Source organism: Stutzerimonas sp. C6.4V, assembly GCF_058536345.1.
On sequence record NZ_JBZUBM010000001.1, the window covers coordinates 812,299 to 827,611 of the forward strand.

The following is a 15,313-nucleotide window of genomic DNA, read 5'->3' on the forward strand; positions in this document are numbered from 1 at the left end:
ACCTGATGACTCAACAACCTCGCTCCGAACGCCGCACCCAGAATCGTGTTGTGGCCCTGTTTACGGACAAAACACGGCCTGATTGCCTCGGCTACGACTACCTAGGCGAGTGGAGCAAGCGCGGGCAAAACCGCAACATTGAAACTGAGCTGCTGCAGGCCAACCTGAAACAGCGCGGCTACTCCGATGCGCAAATATCGGCGGCACTGCAACGGTTAATGGCTGCAGCGGATGCCACGGGCATCACGCTGTATCAGGCCAACTTGCGTACCTATCAGTTGCTGCGATACGGCGTGCCGGTGCAGGTGGCTGTTGGCCAAGCCCACGAGACAGTGCATTTGGTTGATTGGGAAAACCCTGACGCTAATGATTTCGCCATCGCCGAGGAAGTGACCTTGCGCGGCGGTCATGAGCGCCGTCCTGACTTGGTCATTTACCTGAATGGTATCGCTATCGGCGTGATTGAGCTGAAGCGTAGCTCGGTTGACGTAGCCGACGGCATCAACCAACTGATCACCAACCAGGAGGAAATCTTTAACCTGGGTTTCTTCAGTACGGTGCAGATGGTGTTTGCTGGGAGCGACTCACAGGGCCTGCGCTATGGCACTGCCACCACTCGCGCCGAGTTTTTTGTCGAGTGGAAGGCTGCCGCGTTTAAACTTGAGCCTGTTGAGTTGAATACTCAGCGTGAGATGCCTGCTCACTATCAAGCATTGGCCGGTGCAGAGGCCGTTAAGTCGGGGTATCTGTTCGATGGCCCGCTGGCGCAAATGTGCGAGAAGTCCCGTCTGCTCGATCTGATCCGCAATTTCATCATCTTTGACGCGGGTATCAAGAAGGTCCCGCGCCCTCATCAGTACGCCGCAGTGAAGGCCGCGCAAGAGAGGGTTCGTAGGAAAGAAGGTGGGGTGATTTGGCACACCCAGGGCAGTGGCAAGAGCATCTTGATGGTGTTGATCGCCAAATGGTTGCTGGAGCATGACCCGGATGCGCGCATCCTGGTGATCACGGATCGTGATGAGTTGGATAAACAAATTTCCGGGGTTATGCGCAACGCGGGAGTCATCGGCAACGACTCACCTTCGCCACGAATCACCTCTCGTGCTGATCTCGTGCAGAAGTTGTCTGCTACTACGCCACGGTTGCTGTGCGCGCTGCTCCACAAGTTCGAGCCCGATCTAAGCGTGCCGCCGCCGCCAATGCGCGGTAGCTTTTATGTGTTCGTGGATGAATGTCACCGCACCCAGGGTGGTGACATGAACCGGCAAATGAAGCAGTGGCTGGCTAATGCCCTGTTCATTGGCTTTACCGGCACACCCTTGCTGCGCAAAGACAAGCAGACCACGCGCGATGTGTTCGGCACCTATATCCACACCTACAAATTCCATGAGGCTGTGGCGGACAAGGTGGTGCTGGATCTGAAGTATGAGGCGCGTGATGTGCCGCAGCGTTTGACGTCGCAAAAGGCTATCGACGCTTGGTTCGAGCAGAAAACTAAGGGGTTGAACAACTACCAGAAGTCGATTTTGCGTAAGCGCTGGGCCACGATGGAAGCATTGATGAGTGCAGGCGAGCGCAAGCAGCGCATCATCGCCAGCATCATTGAGGACTTCAGCCTAAAGCCACGGCTAAACAACGACCGACGTACGGCCATTCTGGTGGCGGCGAGCATTTACGATGCCTGCCATTACTTCCGCTTGTTTCAAACCACCTCGTTCGGCCCTTACTGCGGCATCGTGACATCGTATGAGCCAAACCATAACGCCATCTCCCGTGCGCCGGCGCAGAGTGATGAGCGTTACAAAATTCGATACCTACACGCAGTACGTGCTGAAGCAAGGCCAGACCACTACGGCTTACGAAGAAGAAACCAAGCGTCGCTTCATCGAGGAACCTGCCAACCTGAAACTGCTCATCGTGGTGAGCAAGCTGCTTACCGGTTTCGATGCGCCGAGTTGTTCATATATCTACCTGGACAACGAACTGCATGATCACAACCTGTTCCAGGCCATTTGCCGGACCAACCGACTCGACGGTGATGACAAGGATTTTGGTTACATCGTCGACTTCAAAGAGCTGTTCGGTGACGTGCAGGATGCCATTTCGGTCTACACCTCCGACGAGCTGGACATCGATGCGGGCAACGGTGGCAGCAATAACGTTGAGTTGAAGGACTGGCTGGTTGAGGGCAAGAAGCAACTGGATGCGGCCCGTGAAGCATTGAGTTATCTGTGTGCTCCAGTGGTACCGCCGCGCGAGGTTGAGCAGTTTATCCACTACTTCTGTGGCATGGCTGCTGATGCCAATGGGCTGGACGAGACTGAAGCGCTGCGGATCTCCTTCTACAAAGCAGTGGCTTCATTTGTGCGAGCGTTTGCCGAGTTGGCGCAGAACCTGGCTGAGGCGGGTTACTCTGCGGCAGAAGCAGAACGGTTGCAGGCAGAAATGCAGTTTTATGCGGACTTGCGTGAGGCTATCAAAAAGCATTCTGGTGAAGAGCTTGATATCAAGCCATTCGAAGCGGATATGCGGCATCTGCTCAATACTTATATCCAGGCCGATTACGCTGACTCGATGAGTACGGTCGATAATTTCTCGTTGGTTGAACTGATCATTCAAACCGGCGTTCACGATGCGATTGCCAAGAAGCTGAACTCCAAGGGCAAGCTCTCTAAGGATGCAATCGCTGAAGGCATTATCAACAACGTTCGCAAGACTATCATTCGCGATCAGCTTACGGATCCACGGTTCTACGAAGGAATGTCGAAGCTGCTGGAGGATCTGATCAGGCAGAGCCGTGATGATGCGGCGGCCTATGAGGAGTTCCTGCGCAAAGCTGAGGCGCTTGTTAAGCAACTTGCGCAGAACGGATCGAAAAGCTCGCCCGAGGCGCTCGTCGGCCACCCAGAAGCTATAGTCCTGTTCAACAACCTCGACAGCATTGCTACCACTAGCTTCGAGTGTCCGCAGGACGAAGATGAGAAAGTACGGCTAGCGTTAGAGATTGATGAGGCCATACGACATAACGCACCTGCATCTTGGAGGGGCGATGATGCTCGTGAAAAGCAAGTTTTGAACGCGTTGTTCCCTCTCCTCAGTCGTGATCGGGATGCGACTGTCGCAATCTTCGAAATTATCAAGAATCAGCCGGGTTACTGATGATCGAGACTATCGAGCTAGGTGACATCTCCATATCGGTGTCGCGTAAGAACATCAAGAACGTCCATCTAAGCGTTCACCCACCGGAGGGGCGGGTGACGCTAGCAGCACCTACCAGCACGCGGTTGGAGGTTGCTCGTGCCTACGCTATCTCTAAGCTCGGATGGATTCGCGACCAGCAGCGAAAGCTAGAGGACTAAGCCCGTGAGACGCCGCGCCAGTTCGTGGGGCGAGAAAGCCATTGTGTGTGGGGGCGGCGCTATTTGTTGGAAGTTTCTTATCATGATGCCAAGCCTTCAGTAGTCCAGGACCACAAGCGCATCAAGCTGATAGTACGCCCTGGCAGCGATGCACAAACGCGTGCGGAGGTTATGCACGAATGGCAGAAGCGCCAGATGCATCAGGTGGTTCCGGCCCTAATTGAGAAATGGGAACGCAAGCTAGGAGTAACGGTTGCCCGATACTTCCTCCAGCGGATGAAAACCAAATGGGGAAGTTGTAATTACCAGGCGGGCAACATCCGACTGAATACTGAATTGGTGAAGAAGCCAAAAGATCTAGTTGAGTACGTTATCGTCCACGAGATGGTGCACTTGATCGAGCCAAACCACGGGGAACGCTTCGTCTCTATCCTTAGCCATCATTACCCAACTTGGCGGGAGGCCCGCGCAGAGTTGAATGACTTGCCGCTGTCGGCGGAGGTCTGGAAGGAGTGAGTGTGCTGCTTCAGAATCATGGCTAGCACAAGAGCGGATCAGTCCAAAGTAGCGCTTGTGGGTGGTAAATGTAGGAGTGGTTTAAAAACGATACCTGTGAGGGCCAAAAAAAGCCTCCCACAGGTATCAAAAACGCTACCTGTAGCACCCGCCAATCCCGTCTATGGTTCATATTCGATACTTGTGGCAACGATGGAAGTATCGTTTTTAAACCGGTGGAAATGTTAAGGCGACTTCTTTTCCCAATCATTGCTAGGTGCCCTGTTTCTCCAACAAGGCATCCACGTCAGCCGCCACGTGCGCGATTTGGACTGCGTCCGACTGCAAAATAACGACTCGTCGATCATCTCGATAAACCCCGCTTCGACTAGTTCGTTAAACGAGCGCATTGCCAATGCCCTTGAGCAAGGTATCTCTTGCTCTGCTTGCCTGACTCCAAAGGCGACTGGTCCATTCGGCGACCAATGCCGTTGAAGCAGCGTAATCAAGACTTTGGCTTGCGGAGTCAGGGCTAGGTAGTTTCTGGAGCTAAGAAGGCGGCGCTGAATGGCTACAACGCCGCCCTGACTATCAAATGGCAGTCTCTGCTTCTTGGCCATAGTGGCATTTACAGCTGACTTGGGGGGTTGCGTCCCAGCAATTGTGCTACAGCGCGATCAGTCTGCTGCTTTTCAGCCTCCCCTAGTGGATAGCAGTGGTCGCTCAGTACCTCCGCTTCCGGAAGGTTCAGTTTGATGTCATCCGGACGGTGGCTGAAAGTACGAAGATCCTTGCCTAGCGTTTCGGAGCGACTCGGTGTGGTCATGGTTAACGACCTTCCAGACGATCTACGACCCATTGATCCACGAGGGTCCCGTCCCAGCCGACAGCACGTTTCCCAATGCGAATGGCTTTAGGGAATTTCCCCTCGGCCATCAATTGATAGATCCAGGCGCGACCAAAGCCCGTGGCGTCCATAACTTGGCGCAGGCGATAGATGCGGCGCTCAGCGCGCGTGAAACGACTAGTTTGAACAGTAGTAGCGACGGCAGGCATAGCCATACCTCCTTTGCGCTCAATGGCGCGTAGTGGATGTCGCTACGCATTCAATACATCAGGATAGCGTGTTCCTAGATTCGTCCGCGGAGGGTCCAAAACTATTTTTAGGAGCGTCGGGGTGTTTGGCTTTCTTTTTCGCTTCGTGCTTCCGTATCCACCGACGTACTACGGCTTCATCAACTCCATATTCATCGCATCTATCTGCGGCGAAGCGAGAGGCTATCTTTCTACCGTTTTGGGATCCTTGCCAAGCATCCCAATCGACCATCGCTCTCGCGGTTACGACTCGGTTGTCTTCGTGTCGAACGTCGTTAGCTTTCTTTGACAAAAATTTCCCTTTATCGCCTAACGCAATGTTGACGACTTTAATCCCGAAGTCTGTCAGCGCCGACTCAATGATTCGCTGTAGGTCAGCCTCGGTCAGCCGATACGTATTGCTCCGTGTTCGCTTAAAGCCTAAGCGAGGCTCTCCGAGCTGCTTCCCTGCAGGGTGGTAGTCCTTGAGTACTTTCAGAGAAATCAGGTGTTGTGCGACTTTGACTGCAAGCTGTTCAGGCGTGTGCACATTTAACAGCTGCTTCGCCAGTCGCTCCGTTTCTTGATCTAGGGCTCCGGAGCCAGCTTCCTGAATCGCCCCTAGTTCTCCCATAATTTTCTCCTTGGCTCGCTCAACGATCTCGTTATCTATGGTGTAAGAATTTAAAAATTGAGGTGCTACGAGTCGCTTTCGCCGGATCCGATCATTCAACAAAATCAGGCGCGCTTGAAATCAGCTTGGATAATGCTCGTGGCTGAAGGGTTGGCGATGAAAAGCGCCCATTCGGCCATCAAAGCTCGGCGCTTTTCTAGAAAGTCGGATCGGGAATAAGCGGCTTCGGTCTGGTCACGCTCGTAGTGCGCTAGCGCCAACTCGCAGACTTCCCGCGGGTAATGCGTCCGCTCGTTTGCCCACTCGCGGAAACTAGACCGGAAACCATGGCGGAGCTTGGGTGACGCCGACTAACTGGACACTGTCCCAGCCACCGAATGAGAGCACCGCGGTATCCACCTCGCCATCGCCATCGCCATCGCCGTCGAGGTCAATGGTGCCGCCAGCGCTGCCCGTGACTCCATCTGTGAGTCTGATCAAGTCCGAGCCCATCTGAAAGTCGAGTGTCTGGTCGGTGCCACTTCCACTACCGAACACGAAGATGTCTTCGCCTAGACCTCCCCTCAACAAGTCGTTACCCGCTTCGCCATGGGGGGTGTCGTTGCCTCGATCTCCAAATAGGTGGTCAATGCTATCTCTCTCAAAAAGAAGGTCGTTGCCGTTGCCGCCGATAAGCCTGTCTGCGCCACCTTCTCCGTATAAAACTTCATCGCCATTGAGTCCCTCAAGCGCTTCGTCCCCAGCTGTACCACGCAGCGCCGTATACCCTGCGTCCGGACGGACGGTGCCGACAATCGTGTTGCTGTCCTTGATTTCAGACATGGGTCATGGTGACGGTCGCCGTGGAGGTAGCCCCAGCCGAGTCGCGAGCGGTATAGCTGAAACTGTCGGTGGTTGTTCCATCGTCTGAGAGCAGGTCGAATACAGCGCCGCTTGCAGTGTAAACCACCACCTCCTCTCCGGTCTCGGTATCAACTTCCGTGACTACAGACGCCCCTTGTCCGAACTGACACTACGCTGGTCCGTGTGGCAGTAAGGAAAAGCAGTACTGAGCTTTAAGCTTGCTAGTCAATGAGTTATCCGGTGCAGACCGATTTGGTGGGTTCAGGAGATGATGGTCTTGATATGCTTGTGTTTGTTGGCCGGCATGGGGTCCTCCTATTCAGTCTTTACTTTGCTTCTGCAGGGGTAAAATATCTTTTAGTCCAGCGCTAATTTTGTGGCGTATCCTTGCCCCCGTTATATAATCTTCGATCTCCCAGATAAGGAACTGGTTAGCTATTTCTTCATGGCCTGCAAGCACTGCTAAATTACGGGGGGTGTTGCCATCGTGATTTTTGGCGTCGAGGTCAACGGAAAGCCTGAAATGTTTTTCTGTGAAGTTCTTGGCCGCCTTTAAATGTCCATTTGCTGCTATCCAATGGATGGGTGTGTTCCCCTGTAAGTCGCGGGAATTAAGGCACGCGCCTTCGAGATAACGCTTTTCCAGAGTCTTGATCTTGCCCTGCTTTGCGGGCAGATGTACGTATTTTTCGTTCCCGATCAGGCAGCCTACACCACGATCATTTGCAATTCCGGCGTCTCCTTGCGCCCCTAATGCTTTTAATCGATCAATCAATATTGGGCGATTCAGTCGATAAGCAACTTCTAAAGCGGTGTGATGCCCAAAATCCCTGTCATTCAGCGTCTCGATCGCCAATTCGCTGAGGTGGTCAGGTATATCTAGTAGGACAGATGCATGCCAATTTCCCATGCCATGAACCTGCATGTCTTCCATGCAGTACATAGTAGGCGCCAAGACGACCTTGAGCAGATCTTGTAAAGCGGGATGATCGATCAATCGGATGTTTCTCCCTAGTCAAAGCGGGCCATACACGACCGCATATGTTCAAAACGTTGCTTGATCTGCTTGAGACGCACCAATAAGGCGTCGCTGCTGGCAGGTGGCCACTAATAGCCTGGATGACCTTTTCCGTCAATTTATGATGCGTTTTCTAAAGGTTTCCGTTTGCGTCGCTCGCAGCGGTCATATGCTCGACACCTTGAGGTTCAGGTCAGGAGTTGTTGTACCTCCGACCGGTCATTGGGGCGTGCTTTTACGCCTCCTGGGCAGCGTCTGGCCAGAGTAGAGTGCCATTCCTCAACCTCAGCGCAGGGCTGGCACTGTTGCGAAGGCTGCCCTTAATCATCGCGGAGGACTCACCTCGGACGCAAAAGCCCCATGTATATAAAGTTTTTCGCTTGGTGGTCGAAAAGCAAAAGGTGTCTATCCATTGAGTCAGCCACCCGAGCTAAACGTTGGCCGGGTACATGCCAGTTGCCGGAGGATAGCGCTACGTTAATAACAACTGAGTGCGGAATATATATGCAAGCTTTCGCTTTTATTGATGATCATGCGGTACCTCAGCTTTTCACAACAGCAATAGAAGCCTATGAGTTCATGCATCATGGGACTAGCAGAAGTAAAGGTTATGACAAGCTCGAAACATTTGGATTGCTTTGGGGGTACTCTATCCCGAAAAAAAATGGTTCGCCCGCCCGGATTGTAGTCACGATGGCGACGGCGGAAACCTCTGCAATTCGGCACGCGGATTGGGTACAGCCAAACTTTGCATCTGTCGTAGCAAAGAAAGAGTTCTTTGACAGATATTGGCCCCACTTGGAGCTGGTCGGTACGTTTCACTCACATCCTTACGATAGTCTGTCGGAAATAACTAAAGTGCGTGGATGGCAGGCGTCTAAAGACGACAAAGAATTCTGGCCTGAGTTTCACGCTGCGGTTACTCCTGAGCAGGGGGCTTTGTTACATCTTGTAATAGGTATAACGAGGCTGGAAAGAAAAGGTTGGGCTTTTCCAAGTCGCTTATTGAATAGTGAACATAAAAAAGGCTACGTGCTCTCTGCAGAAAGCCGGAAGCTCTGGTTGAGGGCGTATGGCAGCGAGTTGTCTCAGGAGGAGGATGGCGAGAAACGCTACGGGTTCTCGGATGACATGACTTTGGAGATCCCGGCGCTGGAAAAGCGATTTCAGTGATGCTGAGTGGCTTAAATCTTCTGACCACTGCCTCGGCAGTTCACCTTGTTGGACCTAAACGGTTGATGTACTGACGTCAGCACTGAAACGCTACGACGATTCTGGTTAGGAATGATCTAGCGATATCTGGGCGTCTCACCCGCAAGCTAGTCACCGCTGCGACCGGGTAGGTCACACCAGACCGGAGCGACTTGGCTCGTTATGCCCGCCGGGCCAGTCGCTGTTGATGCCTAAGCATCGGTGCGAGGAAATTTTTGGTCGGCCTTACCACCAAGCGACACAAGATGACGCACCTTGGGCGCATGCTGCAATCCTCAAAAGGGGATTGGAACGCATCATGCTGAAACGCCGGCCAGAATCACGCATCTCGTCTCATGGTCCGCATAGCGACGATACGTGCGAGCTGTCCATTAAGTGGGCCTACATGATGCTGTTAGATCTCGGTGGGCACCGAAACTTCATACAGCGGCATGGTTTCAACGAAGATAGCGTAGCGGCAGAGCTAGGTCTTCAGGATCTTATTGACGAAGATGACTTTGATACTGGCATGGCACTGCGCCGACTTCGAAAGGAGCGCAAGGCATTCGATCAAGCCTATCCGGTGGTGAGTTATCCCGATTGCCTGGTACGGAACCTGAAAGCTCTCGCAAGCCTGATCGGGCTTGATGATATCGATCAGCGTCTACTTGGCTTTTGCGTGATGCTGCATAGCGACCCCGTTTTAAGCGATGCCGCAGACTTAGTCGGCGCGCTCGGCTTCAACCGCATGCTGAAAAGCCTGTCTGTGCTTCTCGACGTTCCGCAGAAGCGCCTGCAGCCTTATCTATCCAAGGATGGCCGCCTGATGCGTTCGGGCTTGGTGGAAATCAGCGTTGAGAATGCTATTCACGCCACTCTGTCGCATCGGCTTGCCATTAGCAGTCCCGAATTTGTGGGTGCATTGCGCTTTAGCACGGGCACTGCCACTGAGCTGTTTAAACATGCCTTTCGACCCGCTCCGCCAGCCGAGCTCCAAAAACACGACTTTCCACATGTCGACACTTCGCTGGCCGTCGCCACGCGGTACCTCACCAAGGCTCTGCTGTCCCGCCGCAGCGGGGTGAACATTTTGCTTTACGGCCCGCCGGGTACTGGCAAGACGCAGCTAAGCCGGCTGCTAGCTGAAGCGATGGGTGCCACCTTGTATGAGGTCGCATGCAGCGATAGCGATGGTGACCCTATCATGCCCCGGCAACGCCTAAGTGCGCTGCGCTCTGCCATGAGCGTACTGCGGAACCAGCGCGCGATGGTTGTGCTGGACGAAATCGAAGATATCTTCGAGGCTCAGCCTATCCCGTTTGCCAAATCCAATAAGAGTCAGAAGGGCTGGATCAACCGAGCGCTGGAGGAAAACCCCGTGCCTTGCTTCTGGCTCAGCAACAGTATTGATGCTCTGGATATCGCATACATTCGCCGCTTCGATTTGGTCATCGAACTGCCAAACCCGCCCCGAGCCCAGCGTGAGCGCATCATTAGAAAAGTCAGCGCAGGTAAACTGAGCAGCGCAATGGTTGAGAACCTCGCTGCGCACCAGGACATGACGCCAGCGGTCGTTGCACGGGCGCTGCGCATCGGCCAGACCCTGTACCCACGCAGCGGTAGGGCGTTGGAAGAGACCGTGCGGTTACTCGCAGACGCCACGCTCAAGGCTCAAGGTTTCCGCAGGCTCGATAGTATCGAGTCCAACCCGCTCCCTCAGCTCTACTCAACAGGCCTGATAAACACTGATATCGATTTAGACGAGCTGGTCAAAGGCTTGGGCAGCAATGCCGCAGCCCGACTGTGTTTTTATGGCCCGCCTGGCACCGGTAAGTCCGCTTTCGGCTTGTGGCTGGCTCGACAGCTCGATCGGCCCCTGATGGTTCAGCGCGTATCTGATCTGGTGTCTCCCTATGTAGGGGAGACGGAAAAGAACCTTGCCCAAGCGTTTGCTAGTGCCGATGCCGAACAAGCCGTCTTGCTGTTCGATGAGGTAGACAGCTTCCTCCAAGACCGCAAGAAGGCGCGGCAGAGCTGGGAGATCACTGCGGTTAACGAGATGCTGACGCAGATGGAGAGCTACCGTGGCCTGTTTATCGCTTCTACCAATCTCATGCACGATCTAGACGAGGCCTCGATGCGTCGCTTCGATCTCAAAGTCCATTTCGGCTATTTAAAACCGCGGCAAATCGAAACGTTGTTCGCATCACACCTGGATCTGCAAAAGCTCAAGGACCCGGATGGTTCGGCATTACGAATGCTCCTGGCAGCTAACAATCTCACTGCCGGGGATTTCGCATTGGTAGCGCGGCGATCACGGTTCAAGCCTTTTAGCCGAGCACAGGAGCTTGCTAAGGCACTGTTGGCCGAGTGCCGGCTAAAGAGCAGCCCCAGCCGGCCGATAGGCTTTGTGCATTGAGAAGCAAGGCTCTTTATGGTGTCAAGTTGCCATCATTCAGATAAAGCATCATGCTTCGCCACCGAGCTAATTTCCAAAGGTCGTCCGCTTTGCCTTCCGCCTCGACACGCAGTGCATTGAACCGGCAATGGGAGCTGCTGCGGCTTCTACCCTCAAAAGCGCCAGGCATCACCTGCGCAGAGCTCGTTACCAAGCTTGATTCGGCTGGTTTCAAAGCCAGCAAGCGCACCGTAGAACGGGACCTTAACGATTTATCCCGCCAGTTCCCTCTTCAATGCAATGACAAGGGCAGTCCTTATGGATGGCACTGGGCACCGGGCGCCAGTGTGGACCTGCCCGGCATTAGCTTAAGCGAAGCGGTAAGCCTGGTCTTGGTGGAGGAGAGTATCCGTAAGCTTCTCCCGTCGAGCATGCTCAAAGCGCTGGAGTCTCGCTTTGGGCATGCCAGGCGCAAGCTGGAAAGACTTGCGAGCGAAACACAGGCAGCGCGCTGGCCGGAGAAAGTGGCGTGCGTACATCCGAACATGAATCTAATCTCGCCACAGATACCTGAGGCCGTAATTGAGCGCCTTCATGAAGCACTGCTTACCGAAAGGCAGGTACGCTGTAGCTACTACTCTGCGCACAACGACAAGCTTCGAGAATTGATCCTCAACCCTTTGGCAGTTGTTCAGCGTGGTCCGGTGTCGTATCTGATCGGAACCGCCGAGCCCTATCGGGACATAAGGCAATACGCCGTGCATCGTTTCCAGGACGTTGAGTTGCTTGCCGTACCTGCTTCCGGCGCTGATGCGTTCAGTCTGGATGATTACTTGAAGAGCGATGCGTTGTCCTTCGGCCGACTGGAAAGCATTCAGTTGGTGGCACACGTCACCGAGGGACTAGCGCGACTGATCCGAGAAACACCCCTGGGACCAGACATGACCCTCAATCCCACCGCAGACGGATTCCAGCTCCGGGTCGGAGTCCGTGATACCTGGCAATTGCGTTGGTGGATCTTGTCGATGGGAGACGACATTTTGGTGCAGGGTCCGGAGTCGCTACGTGACGCCATTGGGCAAAAGCTTAATGCAGCCGCTAGTCAGTATGTCACGTCATACATGGTCAACCCATCTGCTGCCGAGGTAACGACGTGACCGTAGCCGAGATGCTTCCCTTCAGCCAGCCAGTGACACTTTCCGCCGCGCTGTTGGCCCGAGGTTTTCTGGTGGAAACGATAGGTCGTCACATCTAATAAGCTTCGGGTCCTGTTGACGCCAATATTGGAGCTACAGGTAGCTAACCTGAGCGAACAAAAGTGGAGCACCCCGTGGGGAGATTCCAAGCCGGTACGTATTAGGCTCGCCCGCACTGCTAGCGAGGAGCCTCCGGACCAATGGCGTATTTTGATTAGACGAACCAGTATGACGGGTAAAAAAGCGACCAGCGAAAGCTGGCTATTGCTGTGGATGGGCTTTCGCGAGGCATCAAAAGGTAGGGAGCTCGTTGCGGCTGCCTCTGCAAGAAACGTCACGGGCTCTCCTGCTGCATGGTTTCCTAATCGACGATTAGGCGAGGCGTGGGACGGACCCAATTACGCCATGTCAGCGGGGCTGAGCAGTTCGGCTCAACGGTACTTTTACTGCAAGCCGACTATACCTAGTCTCGAATCGTGCGCGACGCATGATGTCGTCTTCGGGTGGAAGTATGTCCGCTCTTTACGAGTGGAGTATCAATCGTGGATCGCCTAATCAAGGAAAATCTTGAGTATCTTCTGCAGGAAACGTCAAATAGCAAAAGGTTAGGGCGGCGGATCATCAGTCTGGCCGGCTTTCTCGATTCAGCTCAGTCACCCGAGCCCGTGCAGCGCCAACTTGGTAGCCTGTCCCGGTTGTTGATCCTACAGGACACGTTTGACTCTTTGCTCGAATCTCTCGCGCTGATGTCACGGGCAAATCTCCCGCATGGACTTGATGCGCATGCCGCACAGTTGACCGCCAGTAGCGTCGAAGAGGCGCGAAAACAAATTGCTGATCTAGAAGAGGTCAACTATCCGCTGCTCGTGAGCTGGCTGGTCAGCGCTGCGGAGTCCAGAAAAATACTGCGGACAAAGAAGTGAGTTAATAGCTGCAGCATGCTGAACCCTCACTTACCATTTCAAGCACGTAAGGTCGGGGTGTACGACCTGGCTGCGAACCTTGGCGAGCAGCTTAGGGGTTCGTAGATCCGAATTCATAATTTGCGGGGGGCAACTGGTTGGGACGCGTCCCGCTGATTACTACCGCGGCAGGTCAAGTGTTTCTCTGATGATAGGGCATAGCCATGAAAACCGAAGGAACTTACGAAATACGGGCTGGATTGTCGGAGCGCGATAGGCCAACAACTAGGGCACTTAGATATTTCGCATGCGAAAGCTGCGGTTACGAACGCCGGATGATGATTGGTAAAACGCCGCACAGGACTGTCACAATTGAATTGAGCGTCGAAGGCTATCTTCTGAGCAAAGAATATTTGCATCCGGAGGGACTCGGCGAACGTCCAGCCGACAATGCGCTACGTACCCCAGATCGGGCACGCTGCCCTGAGTGTCACCTCGACAGCGTTCGCATAAGTGGCTATGCCGACGTCTGCTAGCCCGATCCAGGCCAAGCACGGTTGAACTCGTCCTTAACGATATTGGCTGCTGGTGTGGCGTAGGCGTATTGCGCCCAATCAATCATCAGGGCACGTCGTTTCTCAAAAATATCGCCACGCCAGTAAGCGGCTTCGGCTCCTGCGGCTATTTTGTGAGCAAGTGCCATTTCGCAGACCTCGCGCGGATAGTGGGTGCGCTCGGCTGCCCAGTCGCGGAAGGTGGAGCGGAAACCGTGGACGGTCAGATGACCCATGTTCATACGTCGCATGGTCATGGTCATGGCCAGGTTGGAGAGGGGCTTGCCCGGTTTCATGCCAGGGAAGAGAAAAGCGCTGCGCTCGCGGGGCAGGGCGTCCAGCACGGCCAACGCCGCGTCGGCCAACGGCACGCGATGCGCCTTGCCGGCCTTCATCCGCTCCGCAGGGATTGTCCAGGTACGCGTCTCGTGGTCAATCTCGTCCCACTTGGCGTTCAATACTTCGCTGGTGCGGCAGGCAGTCAAAATCGTCAGCTCAAGAGCGCGGGCGCTGCTGGCCTCGACCGTCGCCAATTGGACCATAAATGCCGGCAGGTCGGCCCAAGGCATGGCGGCATGGCTTTTCACGGCGCGCACCTTGGACCGCTTTGGCAGCAGCTTGTCCAGGTGGCCACGCCAGCGGGCCGGGTTCTCGCCTTCGCGCAGCCCTCTCGCCTTCGCAGCATCCAGTACCAGTTCAATGCGGTTGCGCACACGGCTGGCGGTCTCGGGCTTCTCTGTCCAGATTGGGTGCAAGATGTCCAGGAGGTGCGCTGTGGTCACGTCGTATGTCGGCAGATGCCCAATGATGGGCTCGGCGTAAGTGGCGAGCGTATTTTCCCATTGTTGGGCGTGTTTGATGTTCTTCCAGCCGGCGCGGTGCGCAGCGATGTAGTCGGTGGCCACGGTCTTGAAGGTTACGGCACGGGCCTTGGCAACCCCCCAGGGCGAGGCGCTCTTGCTCGATGCGCTGGCGCTCTTTCTTCTCCTCCAGTTGCTGACGCTCACGGTTTGCGCCTCGCGCATCAAGAGGGTCAATGCCGGCTTTGGTCAGCTTGCGGCACTCTGTGGCTTTTTCACGGGCTTCTGCAAGGCTTGTCTCGGGGTATCGCCCCAGGCCCATCAGGCGAGGCCGGCCACCGATCTTGTAGCGGAAACCCAGCTTGTGTCCCCGGTCTTACTGATTTGAAAGTACAGCCCTTCGCCATCACCGGTCATGCCGGACGTTCCGGCTTTCACCAGACTGTCCACCGTTCGAACCGTCAGCTTCCCCATCTGCAACTCCTGACCTACACCTTCCAAATTCCGACCTACACCCTGACCTACACCTTTGCCGATAGCTTTGGGTGTAAACGTCTGGCGCTCTCTGGACGATGATAGGCTGAAAAGCCCGTAAGACAAAGGCTATAAGAAAGTTTGCTGGATGTTGGTTACGCTTGATGGAAGTGGAATTGGCGGACTATCTCTCCGCCACTTTTTGAAAGACATGAAGCCCCGCCACGCGTTGCGTGCAGCGGGGCTTCTTGTTTTCGCTTCGTTTATGTCGGTGATATTCGAATCGTCCCGGCGATGGCGGCGACCTGCTCGCGGCCAGCTAGCTAGTCCGCCTTGAGCAGCGCGGCATTTCACCAATGATTCATTGGAGCTCCC

General features: G+C 54.6%; 12 protein-coding genes and 5 pseudogenes. 7 read left to right on the forward strand and 10 right to left on the reverse strand.

What is annotated here, in order from left to right:
* Positions 1-5: 5 nt before the first annotated feature.
* The 3 genes and pseudogenes from AC4LFW_RS03880 to AC4LFW_RS03890 all read left to right on the forward strand — a co-directional run.
* Positions 6-1,706 (forward strand): annotated as a pseudogene (locus AC4LFW_RS03880) (type I restriction endonuclease subunit R); the annotation flags it as partial.
* 85 nt (positions 1,707-1,791) lie between these two features.
* The gene (locus AC4LFW_RS03885; protein WP_491817915.1) at positions 1,792-3,159 is read left to right on the forward strand and encodes a type I restriction enzyme subunit R domain-containing protein; all 1,368 of its coding nucleotides are present in this window, start codon (positions 1,792-1,794) and stop codon (positions 3,157-3,159) included.
* A 215-nt stretch (positions 3,160-3,374) separates the two neighbouring features.
* Positions 3,375-3,875: pseudogene (locus tag AC4LFW_RS03890) on the forward strand (M48 family metallopeptidase); the annotation flags it as partial.
* Positions 3,876-4,482: 607 nt separating this feature from the next.
* Here AC4LFW_RS03890 and AC4LFW_RS03895 read toward each other — a convergent pair.
* The 7 genes and pseudogenes from AC4LFW_RS03895 to AC4LFW_RS03925 form a co-directional block, all read right to left on the reverse strand.
* A complete protein-coding gene (locus tag AC4LFW_RS03895) occupies positions 4,483-4,680 on the reverse strand; it encodes a hypothetical protein (protein ID WP_491817916.1) in 198 nt (65 codons plus the stop codon).
* Between the two features lie 2 nt (positions 4,681-4,682).
* The gene (locus AC4LFW_RS03900; RefSeq protein ID WP_491817917.1) at positions 4,683-4,910 is read right to left on the reverse strand and encodes an AlpA family phage regulatory protein; all 228 of its coding nucleotides are present in this window, start codon (positions 4,908-4,910) and stop codon (positions 4,683-4,685) included.
* A gap of 58 nt (positions 4,911-4,968) precedes the next feature.
* Positions 4,969-5,562 (reverse strand): hypothetical protein, encoded by a 594-nt coding sequence (locus AC4LFW_RS03905; protein WP_491817918.1) that lies wholly within the window; start codon positions 5,560-5,562, stop codon positions 4,969-4,971.
* A 104-nt stretch (positions 5,563-5,666) separates the two neighbouring features.
* Positions 5,667-5,894: pseudogene (locus AC4LFW_RS03910) on the reverse strand (integrase); the annotation flags it as partial.
* On the reverse strand, positions 5,875-6,384 hold the full coding sequence (locus tag AC4LFW_RS03915) for a calcium-binding protein (RefSeq protein ID WP_491817919.1): 510 nt from the start codon (positions 6,382-6,384) through the stop codon (positions 5,875-5,877). The gene AC4LFW_RS03915 and the pseudogene AC4LFW_RS03910, both read right to left, overlap by 20 nt.
* A pseudogene (locus AC4LFW_RS03920) lies at positions 6,377-6,535 on the reverse strand (Ig-like domain-containing protein); the annotation flags it as partial. The pseudogene AC4LFW_RS03920 and the gene AC4LFW_RS03915, both read right to left, overlap by 8 nt.
* A gap of 189 nt (positions 6,536-6,724) precedes the next feature.
* Positions 6,725-7,402 carry an ankyrin repeat domain-containing protein gene (locus AC4LFW_RS03925; protein WP_491817920.1) on the reverse strand — a complete coding sequence of 226 codons (678 nt, stop codon included), beginning with the start codon at positions 7,400-7,402 and terminating at the stop codon, positions 6,725-6,727.
* Between the two features lie 525 nt (positions 7,403-7,927).
* On the opposite strand from AC4LFW_RS03925, the gene AC4LFW_RS03930 reads away from it, so the two are divergent.
* The 4 genes from AC4LFW_RS03930 to AC4LFW_RS03945 all read left to right on the forward strand — a co-directional run bounded on the left by AC4LFW_RS03930 (position 7,928) and on the right by AC4LFW_RS03945 (position 13,131).
* Complete coding sequence (locus AC4LFW_RS03930) at positions 7,928-8,596, forward strand: hypothetical protein (protein WP_491817921.1); 669 nt, start codon at positions 7,928-7,930, stop codon at positions 8,594-8,596.
* Between the two features lie 337 nt (positions 8,597-8,933).
* Entirely contained in the window at positions 8,934-11,033 is a 2,100-nt protein-coding gene (locus AC4LFW_RS03935) for an AAA family ATPase (protein WP_491817922.1), read from the forward strand.
* A 50-nt stretch (positions 11,034-11,083) separates the two neighbouring features.
* On the forward strand, positions 11,084-12,169 hold the full coding sequence (locus tag AC4LFW_RS03940; RefSeq protein ID WP_491817923.1) for a helix-turn-helix transcriptional regulator: 1,086 nt from the start codon (positions 11,084-11,086) through the stop codon (positions 12,167-12,169).
* 581 nt (positions 12,170-12,750) lie between these two features.
* Positions 12,751-13,131: a hypothetical protein gene (locus tag AC4LFW_RS03945; RefSeq protein ID WP_491817924.1), complete on the forward strand. Its 381-nt coding sequence runs from the start codon at positions 12,751-12,753 to the stop codon at positions 13,129-13,131.
* A gap of 511 nt (positions 13,132-13,642) precedes the next feature.
* Here AC4LFW_RS03945 and AC4LFW_RS03950 read toward each other — a convergent pair.
* From AC4LFW_RS03950 to AC4LFW_RS03960, 3 genes and pseudogenes are all read right to left on the reverse strand, one after another.
* Positions 13,643-14,671, reverse strand: a complete 1,029-nt coding sequence (locus AC4LFW_RS03950) for a tyrosine-type recombinase/integrase (protein ID WP_491817925.1) — start codon at positions 14,669-14,671, stop codon at positions 13,643-13,645.
* Between the two features lie 70 nt (positions 14,672-14,741).
* Positions 14,742-14,786: pseudogene (locus tag AC4LFW_RS03955) on the reverse strand (hypothetical protein); the annotation flags it as partial.
* Positions 14,786-14,938, reverse strand: a complete 153-nt coding sequence (locus tag AC4LFW_RS03960; protein WP_491817926.1) for a hypothetical protein — start codon at positions 14,936-14,938, stop codon at positions 14,786-14,788. The gene AC4LFW_RS03960 and the pseudogene AC4LFW_RS03955, both read right to left, overlap by 1 nt.
* Between the last annotated feature and the right edge of the window lie 375 nt (positions 14,939-15,313).